The sequence below is a fragment of the Streptomyces sp. NPDC104761 genome (genome assembly GCF_055583445.1).
In genome coordinates this window covers 21,966-39,111 of the sequence record NZ_JBVJNZ010000013.1, presented here as the reverse complement: position 1 = coordinate 39,111, position 17,146 = coordinate 21,966, and the positions used below count along the sequence as shown (strand labels likewise).

The 17,146-nt window shown below is 73.1% G+C and carries 16 protein-coding genes and 2 pseudogenes; 6 read left to right on the top strand and 12 right to left on the bottom strand.

The genetic code is table 11. The features are described 5' to 3' along the window. Window positions 1–3 precede the first annotated feature (3 nt). Both ACZ63F_RS30725 and wecB read right to left on the bottom strand, forming a co-directional pair. Entirely contained in the window at window positions 4–654 is a 651-nt protein-coding gene (locus tag ACZ63F_RS30725) for a class I SAM-dependent methyltransferase (RefSeq protein ID WP_469715821.1), read from the bottom strand. Next, the gene (gene wecB / locus ACZ63F_RS30720) at window positions 651–1,760 is read right to left on the bottom strand and encodes a non-hydrolyzing UDP-N-acetylglucosamine 2-epimerase (protein ID WP_469715819.1); all 1,110 of its coding nucleotides are present in this window, start codon (window positions 1,758–1,760) and stop codon (window positions 651–653) included. The genes ACZ63F_RS30725 and wecB overlap by 4 nt, the downstream gene beginning before the upstream one ends. 38 nt (window positions 1,761–1,798) lie before the next feature. On the opposite strand from wecB, the gene ACZ63F_RS30715 reads away from it, so the two are divergent. From ACZ63F_RS30715 to ACZ63F_RS30705, 3 genes and pseudogenes are all read left to right on the top strand, one after another. Next, a complete protein-coding gene (locus ACZ63F_RS30715) occupies window positions 1,799–3,274 on the top strand; it encodes a glycosyltransferase family 4 protein (RefSeq protein WP_469715817.1) in 1,476 nt (491 codons plus the stop codon). 89 nt (window positions 3,275–3,363) lie between these two features. Beyond that, window positions 3,364–4,686, top strand: coding sequence for a nucleotide sugar dehydrogenase (locus tag ACZ63F_RS30710; protein WP_469715815.1), 1,323 nt, complete (start codon window positions 3,364–3,366; stop codon window positions 4,684–4,686). 75 nt (window positions 4,687–4,761) lie between these two features. Continuing rightward, a pseudogene (locus ACZ63F_RS30705) lies at window positions 4,762–5,820 on the top strand (glycosyltransferase); the annotation flags it as partial. Window positions 5,821–5,830: 10 nt separating this feature from the next. Here the strand turns inward: ACZ63F_RS30705 and ACZ63F_RS30700 are convergent. From ACZ63F_RS30700 to ACZ63F_RS30690, 3 genes are all read right to left on the bottom strand, one after another. After that, complete coding sequence (locus ACZ63F_RS30700) at window positions 5,831–6,214, bottom strand: VOC family protein (protein ID WP_469715813.1); 384 nt, start codon at window positions 6,212–6,214, stop codon at window positions 5,831–5,833. Window positions 6,215–6,259: 45 nt separating this feature from the next. Continuing rightward, window positions 6,260–6,670 (bottom strand): VOC family protein, encoded by a 411-nt coding sequence (locus ACZ63F_RS30695; RefSeq protein ID WP_469715811.1) that lies wholly within the window; start codon window positions 6,668–6,670, stop codon window positions 6,260–6,262. A 110-nt stretch (window positions 6,671–6,780) separates the two neighbouring features. After that, a complete protein-coding gene (locus tag ACZ63F_RS30690) occupies window positions 6,781–7,206 on the bottom strand; it encodes a PPOX class F420-dependent oxidoreductase (protein ID WP_352362344.1) in 426 nt (141 codons plus the stop codon). 380 nt (window positions 7,207–7,586) lie between these two features. On the opposite strand from ACZ63F_RS30690, the gene ACZ63F_RS30685 reads away from it, so the two are divergent. Continuing rightward, on the top strand, window positions 7,587–8,810 hold the full coding sequence (locus tag ACZ63F_RS30685) for a serine hydrolase domain-containing protein (protein WP_469715808.1): 1,224 nt from the start codon (window positions 7,587–7,589) through the stop codon (window positions 8,808–8,810). Window positions 8,811–8,817: 7 nt separating this feature from the next. Here ACZ63F_RS30685 and ACZ63F_RS30680 read toward each other — a convergent pair whose 3' ends face one another. After that, window positions 8,818–9,963, bottom strand: coding sequence for an NAD(P)/FAD-dependent oxidoreductase (locus ACZ63F_RS30680; RefSeq protein WP_469715806.1), 1,146 nt, complete (start codon window positions 9,961–9,963; stop codon window positions 8,818–8,820). Between the two features lie 55 nt (window positions 9,964–10,018). Beyond that, window positions 10,019–10,678 carry a GTP cyclohydrolase II gene (gene ribA / locus ACZ63F_RS30675; RefSeq protein ID WP_352362339.1) on the bottom strand — a complete coding sequence of 220 codons (660 nt, stop codon included), beginning with the start codon at window positions 10,676–10,678 and terminating at the stop codon, window positions 10,019–10,021. Window positions 10,679–10,716: 38 nt separating this feature from the next. On the opposite strand from ribA, the gene ACZ63F_RS30670 reads away from it, so the two are divergent. After that, on the top strand, window positions 10,717–11,475 hold the full coding sequence (locus tag ACZ63F_RS30670; protein WP_469715804.1) for a creatininase family protein: 759 nt from the start codon (window positions 10,717–10,719) through the stop codon (window positions 11,473–11,475). A gap of 101 nt (window positions 11,476–11,576) precedes the next feature. Here ACZ63F_RS30670 and ACZ63F_RS30665 read toward each other — a convergent pair. The 5 genes and pseudogenes from ACZ63F_RS30665 to ACZ63F_RS30645 form a co-directional block, all read right to left on the bottom strand. After that, window positions 11,577–12,455 (bottom strand): annotated as a pseudogene (locus ACZ63F_RS30665) (lysylphosphatidylglycerol synthase transmembrane domain-containing protein); the annotation flags it as partial. Continuing rightward, window positions 12,452–13,474, bottom strand: a complete 1,023-nt coding sequence (locus ACZ63F_RS30660; protein ID WP_469715802.1) for a methyltransferase domain-containing protein — start codon at window positions 13,472–13,474, stop codon at window positions 12,452–12,454. The pseudogene ACZ63F_RS30665 and the gene ACZ63F_RS30660, both read right to left, overlap by 4 nt. After that, window positions 13,471–14,664, bottom strand: a complete 1,194-nt coding sequence (locus ACZ63F_RS30655; RefSeq protein ID WP_469716236.1) for a glycosyltransferase family 4 protein — start codon at window positions 14,662–14,664, stop codon at window positions 13,471–13,473. Before ACZ63F_RS30655 ends, ACZ63F_RS30660 begins: the two co-directional genes overlap by 4 nt. 5 nt (window positions 14,665–14,669) lie before the next feature. Further along, a complete protein-coding gene (locus ACZ63F_RS30650) occupies window positions 14,670–15,068 on the bottom strand; it encodes a 6-pyruvoyl trahydropterin synthase family protein (protein ID WP_093497951.1) in 399 nt (132 codons plus the stop codon). Window positions 15,069–15,227: 159 nt separating this feature from the next. Then, on the bottom strand, window positions 15,228–16,211 hold the full coding sequence (locus ACZ63F_RS30645; protein ID WP_469715799.1) for a zinc-dependent alcohol dehydrogenase: 984 nt from the start codon (window positions 16,209–16,211) through the stop codon (window positions 15,228–15,230). A 121-nt stretch (window positions 16,212–16,332) separates the two neighbouring features. Between ACZ63F_RS30645 and ACZ63F_RS30640 the strand changes: the two genes are divergently transcribed. After that, window positions 16,333–17,133 carry a CDP-alcohol phosphatidyltransferase family protein gene (locus ACZ63F_RS30640; protein WP_469715797.1) on the top strand — a complete coding sequence of 267 codons (801 nt, stop codon included), beginning with the start codon at window positions 16,333–16,335 and terminating at the stop codon, window positions 17,131–17,133. Window positions 17,134–17,146: the final 13 nt, after the last annotated feature.

The following is a 17,146-nucleotide window of genomic DNA, read 5'->3' as shown; positions in this document are numbered from 1 at the left end:
GCATCAGCGGGTCCTCGTGAAGACATGGAAGCCGACCCGGTTCTCGCGGAAGCCGTAGGGCCGGAAGAGCGAGTGGCTCAGGCCCAGGGGATCGAGTTCCCTGCGGTAGGCGGCGAGCGGCCGGTGCACTATGTAGTCGCCGCGCGGGACGGGTTCGTCGGTGTTCTCGTCGGTGACGATCAGCCGGCCGGTGATCCGGACGAGTGAGGCGAGGTTGCGCAGGCTCGCCGCCCACTGGGCGTCGTCCAGGAGGTGGAAGAGGACGTCCACGCACAGCACCACGTCGTAGAGCCAGGGGCTGCGCCACTCGTCGAGGCCCGCCACGGCGTAGCGGGGGCCGCCGCCCTCGGCCCGGGCGTGGGTGACGGCCGCCTCGCTGGCGTCGAAGGCGTCGACGTGGTGGCCGCAGCGCGCCAGTGACCGGGCGAAGTGCCCCTTGCCGCAGCCCGCGTCGAGGACGAACAGCGGGGAGGCGGGGCTGGACAGGTCACCGATCAGGGTGAGGAGCTGGCCGAGCCGGATCGCGTAGAAGATCTCGTTGCCGGGCCGGTCGAGGCCGATGTGGCCGCCGGAGGCGAGGTCGTCGCGTTCGCGGTGCCGGGTGTCCCAGTAGGTGAGAGGGGCTTCGGTGTAGGTGCGGGTGGCGTCGTTCATGGCGCTCCAGCCACTCGGTGGTCATGGCGTTCCAGCCACTCGGTGAGCACGCGGGCGATCCGGGGTCCTGCCTTGCCGTCCCACAGCGGTGGTCCCTCGGGGTCGGCCGCCGTCTGCCCTTCGAGGACCTTGCGCAGCGCGGGCACCAGTTCGCCGTGCCGGACCAGACGGTTGGTGCCGTGGGTGACGGTGACGGGGCGTTCGGTCGTGGTGCGCAGCGTCAGGCAGGGCACGCCGAGCACGGTGGTCTCCTCCTGGACGCCGCCCGAGTCGGTGATCACGACGGCGGCGCCCCGGACCAGGCCCATGAACTCGACGTAGCCGAGCGGTTCGAGGAGGTGGATGCCGGGCGCGTCGGCGAGGCCCGCCCTGCGCAGCGCCTCCCGGCCGCGCGGGTGCAGGGGTACGGCGAGGTCGAGGTGGCCGGCGGCCTCGGTGAGGGCGCGGGCCGCGGCCGCGGCGGCCTCTGGGTCGTCGACGTTGGCCGGGCGGTGCAGGGTGACCACGCCGTACCGCCCGGGCAGCGCGTGGGCGGCGCGGGCGGCGGCCGGGTCGAAATGCTCCAGATGGGTGAGCAGGGTGTCGATCATGGGGTTGCCGACGAAGTGCACCCGGCCCGGGTCGACGCCCTCGCGGGCGAGGTGGCCGACGGCCTCCGGGCTGGTCACGAAGAGCAGCTCGGCGAGCTGGTCGACCAGCCGCCGGTTGACCTCCTCCGGCATCGCCATGTCGAAGCTGCGCAGCCCCGCCTCGACATGGGCGACCGGGATGCCCAGCTTGGCGGCGACCAGGGCCGCGGCCAGGGTGGAGTTCACGTCGCCGTAGACGACGACCAGGGCCGGGGCGCGGGCCAGCAGTTCGCCTTCCAGGGCCACCAGCAGGTCGGCGGTCTGCCGGGCATGGCTGCCGGAGCCGACGCCGAGGTCGGTGTCCGGGGCGGGCAGGCCCAGCTCCCGGAAGAAGATGTGCGACATCCGTTCGTCGTAGTGCTGACCGGTGTGCACCAGGACCTGGTCGTGCCCGGTCGCGCGCAGGGCGGCGACCACGGGCGCGGCCTTCACGAAGTTCGGCCTGGTCCCTACGACATGGAGTACGCGGCCGTTCATTCCGTACGTTCTCCGCTCTGTCGGCCTACCTTGGCGACATGGCCCGACGTCCGTCCCGGCACCTGCCGCGTCGTATCCCCCGTGCACTCAGCTTGGCCGCATCCGTCGCCTGGGGCGAGTTGCGGCACGACCCCGCCCGGGCCGCGCTGCTCGGTGTCCGGCTGCTGCCGGGGCGGGTGCGGCGCGGGCTCGGGCCCGTCGAGAAGCGGCTCGCCGGGCGGGCCCGTACGGCCGGGCCCACCGCCGCCCCGTCCGCCGCCCGGGTGCCGGCGCCGGCCGGGCGGGCGGTGCGGCCCGAGCCGGGCCGGGTGCTCCATCTGGTCACCAACGGGCTGCCGTTCAAGCACGCCGGTTACACCGTGCGCACCCAGGCGCTCGCCGAGGCCCAGCGGGCCGCCGGACTCGATCCGCACGTGGTGACCCGGATCGGGTTCCCGGTGGCGCAGGGCGTCCTGGACGCCCGTCCGTTGCAGATCGTGAACGGGGTGCCGCAGCACCGGCTGCTGCCCTACGGGCTGCCCTACGGCCAGGGGGCGGTGCTGGCCCGCAACGCCGAGCTGGCCGGACGGCTGGTGGAGCGGCTGCGGCCCGCCGTGCTGCACGCGGCCACCGACCACGGCAACGGGCGGGTGGCGCTGGCCCTGCGGGAGACCTACGGGCTGCCGGTGGTCTACGAGGTGCGGGGCTTCCTGGAGGAGACCTGGCTCACCCAGGCGCCCGGCCGCAGTGCGGGCGACCCCTCGTACCGGGCCCGGCGCGCCCTGGAGACGTACTGCATGCGCGGGGCCGATCTGGTGCTGACGCTGGGCGCGGCGATGAAGGCCGAGATCGTGGCCCGCGGGGTACCCGGGGAGCGGGTCCTGATCGTGCCCAACGCGGTGGACGACGCCTTCCTCGCCCCGCCGCCGGACGGAGCGGAGCTGCGCGCCCGGCTCGGCATCGCGGCGGACGACTTCGTGGTGGGCACCGTGAGCAGCCTTACTCCACACGAGGGAATCGGCACATTGCTCCATGCGGGTGCCGAACTGCGCCGCCGTGGGGTCCCGCTGCGGCTGCTGATCGTCGGCGACGGACCGGAGCGCGGCAGGCTCGAGGCGCTGGCCGGACGGCTCGGTCTCGGCGACGGCGCCGCCCTGTTCACCGGCCGCGTGCCGCACGGCCAAGTGCGCGTCTACCACGCGGTTCTGGACGTCTTCGCGGTGCCGCGCACCGACGAACGGGTCTGCCATCTGGTCACCCCACTCAAGCCGGTCGAAGCGATGGCGAGCGGTATTCCCGTGGCGGCCAGTGATCTCACAGCCCTGCGAGAACTGGTGAAAGACGAAGTGAACGGGCGGCTGATTCCACCTGAATCTCCCCATGCTTGGGCAGAAGCTCTCGAAGTATTGCTCTACAGTCGAAAAAGGCGGCATGAATGGGGAGCATCCGCCCGCGCGCTGGTGGCGCGTGAACGCACCTGGAAAAGGGTCGCTGCCACGACCCGAGAGGCGTATCGCGCTCTTGGATGTGTCTGAGGCCCCGCGCCCGGAACCGCTCACCGTCCGGGCCCTTCGGATCCATACGGCATCTGCCGTTGCTGCCGTCGAGGGCGGAGTGAATCCCTATGCAGGTCGAAAAGGCCGTACCGCTCGGGGAATCGAGCGCATCGCTCGGGGATGAGGAACAGACCGACCGTTTCGAACTGGCCGTCATCGGGCTCGGCTACGTCGGGCTCCCGCTCGCGCGGGAGGCGTCGCTGGTCGGCCTGAGAGTGGCCGGGCTCGACCTCGACCCACGGGTCGTGGAGGGCCTCAACGCCGGCCACTCCCATGTCGACGACGTCTCCGACGAGGACGTCGCCCGGATGCGGGCCGCCGGGTTCACGGCGTACACCGACGACCAGTGCCTGGCCCGGGCGCAGACCGTGGTGATCTGCGTGCCGACCCCGCTCAGCGAGGACGGCGGCCCCGATCTGAGCGCGGTGACCTCCGCCGCACGGGCGGTGGCCGGCCGGCTGCGCCGCGGGCGGCTCGTCGTCCTGGAGTCGACCACCTATCCGGGCACCACCGAGGAGATCGTCAAACCGCTCCTGGAGGAGTCCGGGCTGCGGGCCGGCGAGGACTTCGCGCTGGCCTTCTCACCGGAGCGCATCGACCCCGGCAACACCACCCACGGGCTGCGCCAGACACCCAAGGTGGTCGGCGGCTGCACCCCGGCGTGCGCGGCGAAGGCCGCCGCCTTCTACGGCAAGCTCGTCGACACCGTCGTACAGGCCAAGGGCACCCGCGAGGCCGAGATGGCCAAGCTGCTCGAGAACACCTACCGGCACGTCAACATCGCGCTGGTCAACGAACTGGCCGTGCTCTGCCGCGAGTTGCACGTCGACGTGTGGGACGCGATCCGTTGCGCGGGCACCAAGCCGTTCGGTTTCCAGCCCTTCCGGCCGAGCGCCGGGGTGGGCGGGCACTGCATCCCGATCGACCCCAACTACCTGTCCTACAAGGTGCGTTCCATCGGTTACGAGTTCCGGTTCGTGGAACTCGCCCGGGAGATCAACGCGCGCATGCCGGAGTACGTCGTCCGGCGCGCCCAGGACCTGCTCAACCACGAGGGCCGCGCACTGCACGGCTCCCGGGTGCTGCTCCTCGGCGTCACCTACAAGCCGGACGTGGCCGACCAGCGCGAGGCGCCGGCGGTGCCGGTGGCCCGGCTGCTGCGGGAGCGGGAGGCCGAGATCGCCTTCCACGACCCGTTCGTACCGGCCTGGTTCGTGGACGGGGAGGCCGTGCCGCGCGTCGCCGACGTCATGGCCGCGGCGCGCTCGCACGACCTGACGATCCTGCTCCAGGACCACTCCGCGTACGACCTCCCGGCCCTCGGTGACGAGGCCCGCCTGCTCTTCGACACCCGGGGGCGGATCTTCCGGCCCGGTGTCGAGGTGCTGTAGCCGACCTGCGTAGCAACTCACCTTCCGTGGCTCGGAGTCGAAGGGCTCCGGGCCGCGGAGCCGAAAGGCGCTCAGATGCGGATACTCGTCGTCACCGTCGTCCACCACCCCGAGGACGCGCGCATCCTGCACCGGCAGATCAGCGCGTTGCGGGACCGCGGACACCATGTCGTCTACGCGGCGCCGTTCTCGGCCCGCGAGGCACGGCCCCGCCCGGACCTCGAAGGCATCGACCTGCCGCGGGCCGCGGGCCGCAGCCGCCGCACGGCGGTCGGCGCGGCGCGGAACCTGCTGGCCCGGCGCGGCCACGAGGCGGACCTGATCCTGCTCCACGACCCGGAGCTGCTGCTGGCCCTCCCCGGCACACTGCGCCGCTGGCGGCGGTCCGGCACCGGTCCGGTGGTCGTCTGGGACGTGCACGAGGACACCGCGGCCGCGCTCGCCATGAAGCGCTGGGTGCCGAGGGCGCTGCGGCCACCGCTGCGGCTCGGCGTCCGCGCGGCCGAGCGGCTGGCGGAACGTCATCTGCGGCTGCTGCTCGCCGAGGACGCCTACCAGGAGAGGTTCCGCCGCACCCACCCGGTGGTGCCGAACTTCACCACCGCCCCGGTCGAGGCACCGGAGCCGCCGGGCGCCGAACGGGTCGTCTACGTCGGCCACCTGTCACGGGCGCGCGGCGCGCTGGACCTGATAGCCACGGCCCGGCACCTGGGCCCCGGCCTGCGCGTCGAGGTGGCCGGCGCGGCCGACCCCGACGTCCGGGACGCGCTCGCGGCCGCCGACCGGGACGGCGTCCTGCGCTGGCACGGCTTCCTGCCCAACGACCGCGCCCTCGCCCTGTTCCCGGGCGCCCTGGCCGGTCTCTCGCTCCTGCACGACCAGCCCAACTACCGCCATTCCCGGCCCACCAAGGTCGTCGAGTACATGGCCCACGGCGTGCCCGTCGTCACCACGCCCACCCCGCTGGCCGCGGACATGGTGGAGCGGCACGGTTGCGGAATCGTCGTCCCGTACGAGGATCCGCGGGCGGCGGCGGAGGCGATCCACCGGCTCGGCGCCGATGCGGTCCTGCGTCACACCGCGGCCCAGCGTGGCCGTGAGGCGGCCCTCACCCACTTCAACTGGCCCGACAAGGCGGCGGAGTTCACCCAGTGGCTGGAGACCTGGGTACGGGAGGAGACTGGTGCTGGGCGCGCGGGTGGCGCGGCTCGTACAAGGCGACCTCGCCTCCGCCCGGCAACCGGAAGCCCGTCACCCGGCCCCAGGCCGCGACCTGGACGGGTCGGCTGAACTCGACGCCCTTGCCGGTGAGTTCGGCGATCGTCTCGTCCAGGTCGTCGCACATCAGCATCAGTTCGTGCGACGGTTCGCCGTCGGCCGGATGGCACGCCACCTCGGCCGGCGGCAGCCGGAAGAGCAGCCAGCCGTGTCCGGCGTCGACGTGCGGCCAGCCCAGCACGTCCCGGAGGAAGGCCCGGTCCGCCTCGGCGTCCCGCGTGTAGATCACCACATGTGCCCCATTGATCACGCGCGGAGGCTAACCCCGCGCGGACCGGACGGCAAGGACCTCCCGTCACGCGTTGGACCAGCCCCGCTCGCAGAGCACCAGCCGGTACCCGTCCGGGTCCTCGACGGTGACGCCCCACCGGTTCCAGTAGGGGTTCGGCGAGGGCACCCGCTTGCCGCCGTGCTCCTCCAGCCGGGCCACCAGGTCCTCCGGCACCGGCCCGTCGACGTAGACCACGAGCAGGTCCTCCTCGGTGGGCCGGGGCTCCACGGGCCGGGCGGGCTCGTGCACCAGCTCCAGATGCCAGTCCGCGTCCGGCCAGCCCATCATCAGCAGATCGTGCTCGCCGGGTTCGGGACCGCCCTCGGCCCGCCACACCACGCCGAGCCCGAGCCCCCGCACCCAGAACCGTTCGGCCGCCGCCAGGTCCCGGGCGGGTCGGGCGATCCGGATGTGACTGCGGCCGTTGACGGGCATCGTGACCTCTTCCTGAGCTGCCGTTCCCTCTCCGGCAGCCTAGGTGCCCGCCGCTCGCGCGCACATCGGCCGATCGCCCTGCGTCACAGGTCCTAGTCCCGTCAGGCCCGTCAGGCGCGCGGCACGCCGTACGCCCGCTCCACCCGCAGCCGCAGCACCAGCCGCCTGTCGCGGACCATCGCGGCGCGGTAGTCGTCCCAGTCGGGGTGCTCGCCCCGGACGTCGCGGTAGAGGCGGATCAGCTCCTCGACGGTCGCGTCGTAGGGGTCCTCGGCCACCGGCGACAGCTCCGCGGTGCCCTCGGCGACCGTGTAGGCCCAGCGGTCCGGGCTGGTGACGTGGTACGAGGCACGGGGGTCCCGGCGCAGGTTGCGGGTCTTGGCGCGGCCGTCGGTGATCGACACGCGCACGGTCCGCTCGTCGGGGTAGTAGGCGTGGTTGACGTTGGACAGCTGGGGGCGTCCATCGGTCTTGAGGGTGACCAGCACCCCGTCGTGTCCTTCTGCGAGCAGCTTCAGCAGAGCGTCCTGGGTCATGTCAGGGGGAACCCCGGCGCGTCCGTCGCGCATTCCCGCCCGCCGCTTCCGCACCGGCCCTCGCGCGCCGGGGCGCGCCTGCCCGGGCGTGCGCGGAGGGGAGCCGCCCGGACACGGTGCGGTCGCGCCGGGCGCGCAAGTCGCCGCACCTGGCCGGGTGCGCCCCGGCGTCGGAGCGGGCCGTCGCGGGCAGGTACGAACTGATGAGCCGTCATCACCCGCCGTACGTCGGGCGTGGCGGTGGCGTGTCCGTTTTCCGGTGCCTCTTCTATAGCGTCCGTCACACCACGCGCGTTTGAGCGGGACCGTTCCCCTGTTCCTGCGCGACGATGAGGTCCGAGGTCGGACCGCACCGCGGACGACACGACCCAAGGAGAGCGATGGCACAGCTGCGACAGGAAGTCGACCCCGGTGAGGTGGGGCTGGACGTGAAGGCGCTCGACCGCCTCGACCAGCACTTCGCCCACTACGTCGACGAAGGGCGGCTGCCCGGTTACCTGGTGGCCGTGGCGCGCGGCGGGCGGGTCGCCCACCTCACCACCCAGGGCCACCGCGACCTCGCGGCCGGGCTGCCGGTCGAGCCGGACACCATCTGGCGGATCTACTCCATGACCAAGCCGGTCACCGCGGTCGCCGTGCTGCTGCTGGTGGAGGACGGGCTGCTCTCGCTGGACGACCCGGTCGACCGTTTCCTGCCGGAGTTCGCCGCCCCGCGGGTCCATGTCTCGGGTTCGGGCGACGACATGGTGACCCGGCCGGCCGACGGGCCGATCCGGATCCGCCACCTGCTCACCCACACCGCCGGGTTGACCTTCGCCTTCTACCACACGCACCCCGTGGACGCCTGCTACCGCGAGGCGGGCCTGGAGTTCTCGGTGCCGTCGGGCGCGGACCTCGCCGAGGCGATGGCCGTGTACGCCCGGATGCCGCTCCAGTTCGAGCCGGGCACCCAGTGGAACTACTCCGTCGGCTTCAACGTCCTCAGCAGGGTCGTCGAGGTGGCCTCCGGACAGCGGCTCGACGAGTTCTTCGCGGAGCGGATCTTCCGTCCGCTCGGCATGCCGGACGCGGGCCTGCACATCGCGCCCGAACAGGCCGACCGCCTTTCGGAGTTGTACGGCGAGACCGAGGGCGGCGGCATCGAGGCGATTCCCGGACTGCCGTTGCGCGGCCGCCCCCGCTTCCTGTCCGGCAGCGGCGGCCTCGCGGCGACGGCGTACGACTACCACCGTTTCATGGAGATGCTGCGCCGGGGCGGCGAACTGGACGGCGTCCGGCTGCTCTCCCCCGCCTCGGTCGGGCTGCTCGCCGACAACCATCTGCCGGGCGGGGCCGATCTGCGGACCTACGGCGCTCCTGTCCACCAGGAACCCGGCAACGACGGGCTCGGCTTCGGTCTCGGCGTCTCCGTGGTGATCGACCCGGACCGCACCCTCTCCCCGAGCAGCCCCGGCGCCTACGGCTGGACCGGTGCGGCCACCACCGCGTTCTGGGTCGACCCGGCCCACGACCTGACCGTGCAGTTCCACACGCAGGTCCGGCCGAAGACGCTGAAGGTCTTCCCGGACCTGCGCCGGCTGGTCCACGAGGCGATCCAGGACTGAGCGCCGCTCACACCAGGTTCGACTCCGGGCGCGGGGCGTCGGCCGCGAACCGGCCGGCGCCGAGCGGGCCGACGTCCAGGAAGGGCGTGCGGCCCAGGTACAGGTCGCGGACCACCTCGCCGACGGCCGGTGCCTGGAGGAAGCCGTGACCGGAGAACCCGGTGGCGTACAGGAACCGGGAGACCGCGGGCGCCTCACCGATCAGGGCGTTGTGGTCCGGGGTGTTCTCGTACAGGCCCGCCCAGCCGCCGGTGCGGCGCAGGTCGAGCAGGGCCGGGGCGCGGCGTTCCATCGCCGCGTACAAGCGCGGGATCCAGCGGTCGTGGGGGTCGGTGGCGAAGCCCGGCCGTTCGTCGGGGTCGGACATGCCGAGGAGGAGTCCCGGGCCCTCGGCGTGGAAGTACAGGCTGGTGGTGAAGTCGATCGTCATGGGGAGCGTCGGCGGCAGCCCCCGGACCGGCTCGGTGACCGCGATCTGGCGGCGCAGCGGCTGCACCGGTAGGTCGACGCCGGCCATCGCGCCGACCGACCGCGACCAGGCGCCGGCCGCGCAGATCACCGTGTCGGTGGCGATCCGGCCGAGGGTGGTGTGCACGGCGGTGAGAAAGGCGCCGTCCCGTTCGATGCCGGTGACCTCGGTGTGGCGCAGGACGCGGGCGCCGTGGGCGCGGGCGGTGGCCGCGTAGCCGTGCACGACGGACTCGGGGGTGCAGTGGCCGTCGTCCGGGGAGTAGGCGGCGGCCAGCAGTCCGTCGGTGGCGATCAGCGGGGAGAGCCGGGCCGCCTCCTTCGGGGTGAGCATCCGGCTGGGCACGCCGAGGTGGTTCTGGAGCCGGACGCCCGCCTCGAAGGAGGCGACCTCCTCGGGGGTGGAGAGGAGGAACAGGTAGCCGACGCGGCGCAGGCCGATGTCGTACCCGGTCTCCTCGCCGAACCGGGCGAAGGCCTCCAGGCTGCGCGCGCCCAGCTGGACGTTGAGCTCGTCGGAGAACTGGGCGCGCACCCCGCCCGCGGCCTTCGAGGTGGATCCGGCGGCGAGTTCGTCGCGTTCGACGAGGACGACGTCGCGGACGCCCGCCATCGCGAGATGGCAGGCGATGCTGGTGCCCATCACCCCGCCGCCGATGATCACGACCTGAGCCCGAAGATTCACGCGTGTACCTCCTGTCGGTCTCCCCCGATCCTGCCCGGGGAGGCCGCCCGGTACCTCAGGACCAGTGCGCCACCGCGTCCAGGTGGGGCAGCACGTGGTCGAGCCGCTCGCGCTTCGTCCGCAGGTAGGTGATGTTGTTCTCGCACGGCTCGATCAGCAGCGGGACCGTTTCGGCGACCTCGATGCCGTGCCGTACCAGGGACTCGCGCTTGCGCGGGTTGTTGGACATCAGACGTACCGAGCGCACCCCGAGGTCGCTCAGGATGCCGGCGGCGACCCCGTAGTCGCGGGCGTCCACGGGCAGACCGAGCGCGAGGTTCGCCTCGACGGTGTCGAGGCCCTCCGCCTGGAGGGCCATCGCGCGCAGCTTGGCGAGCAGGCCGATGCCGCGGCCCTCGTGGCCGCGCAAGTAGACGACGATGCCGCTGCCTTCGGCGACGACCGCACGCAGTGCGGCGGCCAGCTGGTCGCCGCACTCGCAGTGCTGGGAGCCGAACGCGTCCCCGGTCAGGCACTCGGAGTGCAGCCGGGTCAGCACCCGGTCGCTGTCGATGTCCCCGTAGACCAGGGCGACTTGCTCGTCGCCGCGGTCGTGGTCCAGGTAGCCGATCGCCTGGAATTTGCCGTACACGGTGGGCAGCGGTGCATTCACGACGCGTTCCACGCCCGAACGCCGTGGGGACTTCTTGCCGAGTACGCCGATGTTTTCTGTCATGATCTGATTCCTAAGCAGAGACGAAAGGCCGTGAAAAGATGAGTGGTTCGGGCGCGCGTACGGCGGCATACGGCTTGTTGCCGGCGGACACTACGGAAGAGGTACGGACCAGGGGGGCGGGCGTTTCAACACAGGTCGCCGTCCTTCCCGTGGGGAGCTTCGAACAGCACGGCCCCTACCTTCCGCTCGCTACGGACACCCTCGTCGCCTGTGCCGTCGCCCGGGAGATCGCCGCCGCCTACCCGGTGCACCTGCTGCCTCCGGTGACGGTCTCCTGCTCGCACGAGCACGCGGCCTGGCCGGGGACCGTCAGCATCTCCGCGGTGACCCTGCACGCGGTGGTGAACGACATCGCCGGCTCGCTGCGCCGCTCGGGGGTCGAGGCGCTGGTCGTGGTCAACGGCCACGGCGGCAACTACGTGCTGGGCAACGTCGTGCAGGAGGCGTCCGCGCGGGGCGAGCGGCTGGCGCTGTACCCGGCCGTGGAGGACTGGGAGACGGCGCTCGCGCGGGCGGGGGTCGAGACCTCGGCGCTCTCCGACATGCATGCCGGAGAAATCGAGACCTCCATTCTGCTGCATGCTCATCCCGAATTGGTCCGCCCTGGTTACGAGTCTGCCGATTTCACCGCTGACGACCGTCGTCATCTCCTCACCCTGGGAATGTCCGCCTATACCGAGTCGGGCGTCATCGGCCGCCCTTCCCTGGGGTCCCCGGAAAAGGGGAAGGAACTCCTGTCGAGCCTCGCGGCTTCCTTCGGCGCGCTTTTCGAACTGCTCACCGCCGGGCGGGAGTAGCGCAGTCCGGCGTACCAGCGGACGACGAGGACCAGCAGACCGGGCAGGGCCGCCACGAAGCTGAGGACGCCGTAGACCACGGCGGTGGCGAGCCCGCTGTCGGCGCCGAGACCGGCCGCGGCGAACGCCCAGGCGGTGACGCCCTCCCGGGGGCCCCAGCCGCCGACGTTCAGCGGCAGGCCCATCGCGACCAGGGCGAGGACCGAGATCGGGACCAGGACCGCCACGGACGCGGCCGAACCTGCGACCCGCGCGGCCACCACGAACATCCCGACGTGCCCGGCGAGGATGACCGCCGAGGAGAGAGCGACGCCGGGCCCGTTCCGCCGCGACAGGAGTGCGCGGCGGGCCTCGCCGAGCGTGGCGCGCAGGGCACCGGCGCGCTTGCCCGGGGCCTTGTTCATGCGGACGGCGAGCACGATCGCGCACGCGCCGGCCAGTCCGGCCGCCGCCAGCGGGGCGAAGCTGCGCACCTCCTCGCGGACCGGAGAGGGCAGGATCAGCAGCGCGGCCGAGCCGAACACCGTCAACGCCACCTGCCCGGCGGCGCGTTCGAGGACGACGGCGCGGACCCCGCGGCCGATGTCGCCCTCGCTCTGGCCGTGCCGGACGGCCCGGTGCACGTCACCGAGGACTCCGCCGGGCAGGGCCGCGTTCAGGAACAGGGCCCGGTAGTAGTCGCCGACGGCAGGCCCGAGCGGCAGCCTGAGGCCGAGGCTGCGGGCCACCAACTGCCAGCGCCAGGCGCTCAGTACGGTCGTGATCGCGCCGATCACCAGGCCGGCCACCAGGGTCGGGGAATCGATCCGGCGCAGTCCGTCGAGGAAGACTCCGGTGCCGAGCCGCCACAGCAGCACGGCGATGATGGCGGCTCCGGCGACGGTGCCCAGGTGGGTGCGGACGGCACGGAGGTTGAGGCGCCGGGGCACGGCGAGCGGGGCGAGGGGCGCGGTCTCCCGGACCAGGGTCGGCGTGCTCATGAGGTGCCTCCGGTCGGCCGGGCGAGCGCGAGCAGGTCACTGTGGTGCACGACGACCCGCAGTTCGCCGGCCGCGTTGGCGGCGAGCCGCTCGGCCAGGTAGGCGTCGGCGCGCTCGGCCAGCTCGGGGCGTTCCTCGACGGCGGCGCCGACCCAGCCGCGCAGCCACTGCTCGGTGAGCGCCTTCTGGCCGGGGCCGAGCCGCCACGCGCTGGGGTGCAGCTTCACGGTGGCGCCCCGGTCGGAGAACGCCTCGCAGGCGGCGGTGACGGCGTCCGGGCCGAGCAGGCCGCCGCGCCGCTGGTGGGCGTTGAAGGCGTCGGTGAGCTCGGCGTCCAGGGGGTGGGCGGGGGTCAGTTCGACCCGGCCGGCGACCGAGAGGGTGAGCAGCGCGGGGCAGCCGACCCCGGTGCAGGCCTCGGCGAGGGTGTCCATCTCCTCCCGGGTGAGGACGTCGAGGAGGGCGGACGCGGTCACCAGGGAGGCGCCGGCCAGCGCGTCGGGGGTGAGCCGGGCGACGTCGCCGCGCCGGGTCTCCACCGTGACCCGGCTGCCGTCGGCGGCCGCGCGGGGCGAGGCGACGGCGGCGAAGTGCAGCAGGTAGGGGTCGCGGTCGTGCAGGATCCAGTGCTGGGAACCGTCCAGGCGGGGGGCGAGCCAGCGGCCCATCGAGCCGGTGCCGCAGCCCAGATCGTGCACGACGATCCCGCCGGCCTTGCCTGGCAGGTTCGCCAGCCGGATCCGCAGCGGGTCCAGCAGGTCGTTCGCCCGGGCGGCCGCGTCCGCGCTCTCCCGCAGCTCCAGCCACTCGGGCGCGTACCGCGGCGGCTCCTCGGGCCCGGTCTCGCGCAGCCGTACGGTGGCCCGCTCGCCCGGACGGACGACGGGACCGGCCCCGGGTATCACCTCGGAGGGCGCCTGTTCGTGTTCTCGTCCCACTCCTGCATCCGTAACATCCGTCGGTCCCGGCTGCGCGGGTATCGCGCCGGCCGGAGCAGTGGTCGCGGTCTCGCTGGTCATGCCGCCCTCCGGGGTTCGTCAGGGAGCCGCAGCAGGACTCCGGCCAGGCTCCGGGCGGTGGTCGCCCAGCCGTCGAGCGCCGCCCGCCGGCCGCGCGCGGCGGCCTTGAGACGGCGGCGCACGTCCGCCTCGCCGAACCAGCCGCGCAGTTCGGCGGCGAGCGCGGCGGGGTCCTCCGGCGGCACGAGGATGCCGGGTACCCCGCCGTCGGGGGCCCGGCCGACCGCTTCCGGCAGACCGCCGACGTCGGTCGCGAGCACCGGGATGCCACGGGCGAGGGCCTCGGTGACGGCCATGCCGTAGGTCTCGGCGTACGAGGTGAGCACCATCAGGTCGGCGGCGGCGTAACTGGCGTCGAGGTCGGCGCCGGCGCGCGGGCCCGCGAGGTGCAGGCGGTCCGTCAGTCCCTGCTCGGCGATCAGCGACCGCAGGTGGGCCACGTACTCGGGAGCCGTGTCGAGACCGCCGACGCAGGTGCAGGTCCACGGCAGGTCCCGGACGGTGGCGAGCGCCTCGACGAGCCGGTGCTGGCCCTTGCGCGGGGTGACGGCGGCGACGCACAGCAGGTGCGAGACGCCGTCGGTGCCGCCGGCCGGCGGGGCGATGTCGGCACCCGGTGCGGCCACGTGCACCCGTTCGGGTGCCAGGCCGTGGTGCGAGACCAGCCGCCGCACCGCCCAGTCGCTGGTCGCGATCACCGCCGGTACGGCGCGCAGCACCGTCCGCTCGCGGGCATCCAGGTCGGCGGCGACGGCCGCGTCGAGGCCGGTCTCGGCGCCGAGCGGCAGGTGCACGAGGACGGCGAGCCGCAGTCGGTCCGTCTCGGGTACGACGATCTCCGGTACCCCGCAGGCGACCAGGCCGTCGAGGAGGACCACGGTGCCGTCGGGCAGTTCCCGCAGGGTGCGGGCGAGGGCGTCGCGGGCGGCGGTGCCGGGGCGCGGCCAGGAGCCGTCGACCGCGTGCTTGGTGACCTGCCAGCCGAAGCCGGGCAGGTCCAGGCAGACCCGCCGGTCGTAGGCGTTGCCGCCGCTCGGGCTGGCCGGGTCGTCGACGCCGCCGGGCATGACGAAGTGCACGTTGCGCAGGGACATGGGGAGGATCCCGATGCTCGCCGGAGCCTTGTTGTCGGTGCTGCCCGCGCGCTGCGCGGGCACGTAGGTGAGGGCCGACGGGCGGCCGATGGCCATGCCGGTCACAGGGCACGCTCGTAACTCGCCCAGGCGACGTGCGACTCGTGGAGGGTGACGGTCAGTCCGGCCAGGCCCCGGGCGCCCTCGCCGAGCGCGCCCTTCTCGATGCGCTCGGCGAGCCGGTCGGCGATGACCTTCGCGAGGAACTCCGTGGAGGTGTTGATCCCGGCGAAGTCGGGCTCGTTGTCCAGGTTTCTGTAGTTCAGCTCGCTGACCACGGCGCCGAGTTCCTGGGTGGCAAGACCGATGTCGACGACGATGTTGTCGTCGTCCAGCTGCTCACGGCGGAAGGTGGCGTCCACCAGGAACGTGGCGCCGTGCAGTCGCTGCGCGGGCCCGAACACCTCGCCGCGGAAGCTGTGGGCGATCATGATGTGATCGCGGACGGTGATGCTGAACAACGGACGACCCTCCAGGTGCGGCGCGTCTGGTCCCTCGGCTGATCCCTGCCGGGGGATGCCCTTAGTACGGCTCTCGGCTTCCCCGCGTTCAGTCCACTCTCACTCTTTTCTCAGGTCAGGACCTCTTGGCGGCCCGCACCGGCGTTGTTGGACGTTCCGTCAGCCGTTGTCGCCGTAGCGGACCCGGTGACAGAGGGCCGGAAGCTCCCCGGAGGCGAGCCTCGGGAGCACCTCCGGCAACTCCTCGAACGCGCTTTCCCCCGTGACGAGGGCGTCCAGCGCCGGGTCGGCCAGCAGGTCCAGGGCCAGGGTGAGCCGGTCGGCGTAGGTGCGGCCGGCCCGGGCGGCCGGGGAGACGGTGCCGACCTGGCTGCTGCGCACGGTGAGCCGCCGGGAGTGGAAGGCCTCGCCGAGCGGGAGGGCGATCCGCCGGTCGCCGTACCAGCTCAGGTCGAGGACCGTGCCCTCCGGCGCGAGGAGTTCCAGGGCGCGGGTGAGGCCCTGCTCGGTGGCGCTGGCATGCACGACCAGGTCGCACTCCCCGAGGGCGTCCTCGGGGGCCGCGAAGTCCACGCCGAGGGCCCCGGCGGTCCTGGCCCGGTCCGGGTCGGCGTCGACCAGCTGGAGCCGGACGCCGGGGAAGCGGGCGAGCAGGGCGGCGACCGAGCAGCCGACCATGCCGCCGCCGATGACCGCGATCCGGTCGCCGAGCAGCGGCGCCGCGTCCCAGAGGGCGTTCACGGCGGTCTCGACCGTGCCCGCGAGTACCGCACGTGCCGGGGGTACCCGCTCCGGTACCACCGTCACCGCGCTCACCGGAACGACGTAACGCGTCTGATGCGGATACAGACAGAAGACCGTACGCCCGATCAGGTCCTCGGGGCCCTGCTCGACGACGCCGACGCTGAGGTAGCCGTACTTCACCGGACCGGGGAAGTCGCCCTCCTGGAACGGCGCCCGCATCACGTCGTGCTGGCTCTCGGGTACTCCGCCGCGGAACACCAGTGTCTCCGTGCCCCGGCTGACCCCCGAGTACAGCGCGCGCACCAGCACCTCGCCCTCGCCGGGCTCCGCGAGGGCGACGTCACGCAGCTCTCCGTGGCCCGGGGAGCGGAGCCAGAACGCGCGGGCCGAGGAGTTCATCGGCATCCTCCTGAACGATCGGGAAGTGGTTCACGTACGGAGTTGTGCACAGCGAGAAGTGCACAGGCCGCGCACAGTACGCGGCGTTGATCGACTCTGTCACTCGGCCGGAGGACGTGCGGTGGCCCTGAACAACACTTACGAAGCCAGGCTGGTCCAGCAGGAGACCGCTGTGGGAGCGGGCGTGCAGGTCCTGTTGCTCGCCCTGCTCGGGACGGCGATCGGCATGGGGCCGGCCGGCTGGCTTGTGGGTCTCGCGTTCGCGATAGCCACCTGGGCGGTGCTCTCCCGGGCCCTGCACCGCACCCGGCCTCGCTCCTTCGGCCCCGCCAACCGGGTGACCCTCGGCCGCGCGATCCTGGTCGGCGGCGTGACGGCCCTGGTCGCCGACTCCTTCGAGAGCTCCCCTCCGGTCACCCTGCTGGTCGGCCTGACGGCCGTGGCCCTGATCCTCGACGGCGTGGACGGCAAGGTGGCCCGGAAGACGGGTACGTCGACCGCGCTGGGCGCCCGCTTCGACATGGAGGTCGACGCGTTCCTGATCCTGGTGCTGAGCGTGTACGTGTCCACGCGGCTCGGGCCCTGGGTCCTGCTGATCGGCGGGATGCGCTACGCGTTCGTCGCGGCCGCGAAGGTCGCGCCCTGGCTGAACGCCCCGCTGCCGCACTCCATGGCCCGCAAGACGGTCGCCGCGATGCAGGGCATCTGCCTGCTCCTGGCCGGCGCGGACCTGCTGCCGTACCTGGCCGACCTGGGCGTGGTGCTGCTGGCGCTCGGCTCCCTGGTGTGGTCCTTCGGCCGGGACGTGCGGTGGCTGTGGCGCCACGCGCGGCCGGCCGCCCGGGCGGCGGCCGCGGCCGCGGCGGAGCGGGTGCCGGACTCCGCCGAGGAGCTGGAGCTCCTGGAACTGGCGGTGCGCTGAACCGAGCACGCGG

Coding starts and splice junctions, on each gene's coding strand:
- wecB (WP_469715819.1), bottom strand. CDS start 1,760: ATGAACGGCCGCGTACTCCATGTCGTAGGGACCAGGCCGAACTTCGTG.
- ACZ63F_RS30715 (WP_469715817.1), top strand. CDS start 1,799: ATGGCCCGACGTCCGTCCCGGCACCTGCCGCGTCGTATCCCCCGTGCA.
- ACZ63F_RS30690 (WP_352362344.1), bottom strand. CDS start 7,206: ATGACCCAGGACGCTCTGCTGAAGCTGCTCGCAGAAGGACACGACGGG.
- ACZ63F_RS30670 (WP_469715804.1), top strand. CDS start 10,717: ATGAGTGGTTCGGGCGCGCGTACGGCGGCATACGGCTTGTTGCCGGCG.
- ACZ63F_RS30710 (WP_469715815.1), top strand. CDS start 3,364: ATGCAGGTCGAAAAGGCCGTACCGCTCGGGGAATCGAGCGCATCGCTC.
- ACZ63F_RS30655 (WP_469716236.1), bottom strand. CDS start 14,664: ATGGCCATCGGCCGCCCGTCGGCCCTCACCTACGTGCCCGCGCAGCGC.
- ribA (WP_352362339.1), bottom strand. CDS start 10,678: ATGACAGAAAACATCGGCGTACTCGGCAAGAAGTCCCCACGGCGTTCG.
- ACZ63F_RS30695 (WP_469715811.1), bottom strand. CDS start 6,670: ATGCCCGTCAACGGCCGCAGTCACATCCGGATCGCCCGACCCGCCCGG.
- ACZ63F_RS30645 (WP_469715799.1), bottom strand. CDS start 16,211: ATGAACTCCTCGGCCCGCGCGTTCTGGCTCCGCTCCCCGGGCCACGGA.
- ACZ63F_RS30685 (WP_469715808.1), top strand. CDS start 7,587: ATGGCACAGCTGCGACAGGAAGTCGACCCCGGTGAGGTGGGGCTGGAC.
- ACZ63F_RS30660 (WP_469715802.1), bottom strand. CDS start 13,474: ATGACCAGCGAGACCGCGACCACTGCTCCGGCCGGCGCGATACCCGCG.
- ACZ63F_RS30725 (WP_469715821.1), bottom strand. CDS start 654: ATGAACGACGCCACCCGCACCTACACCGAAGCCCCTCTCACCTACTGG.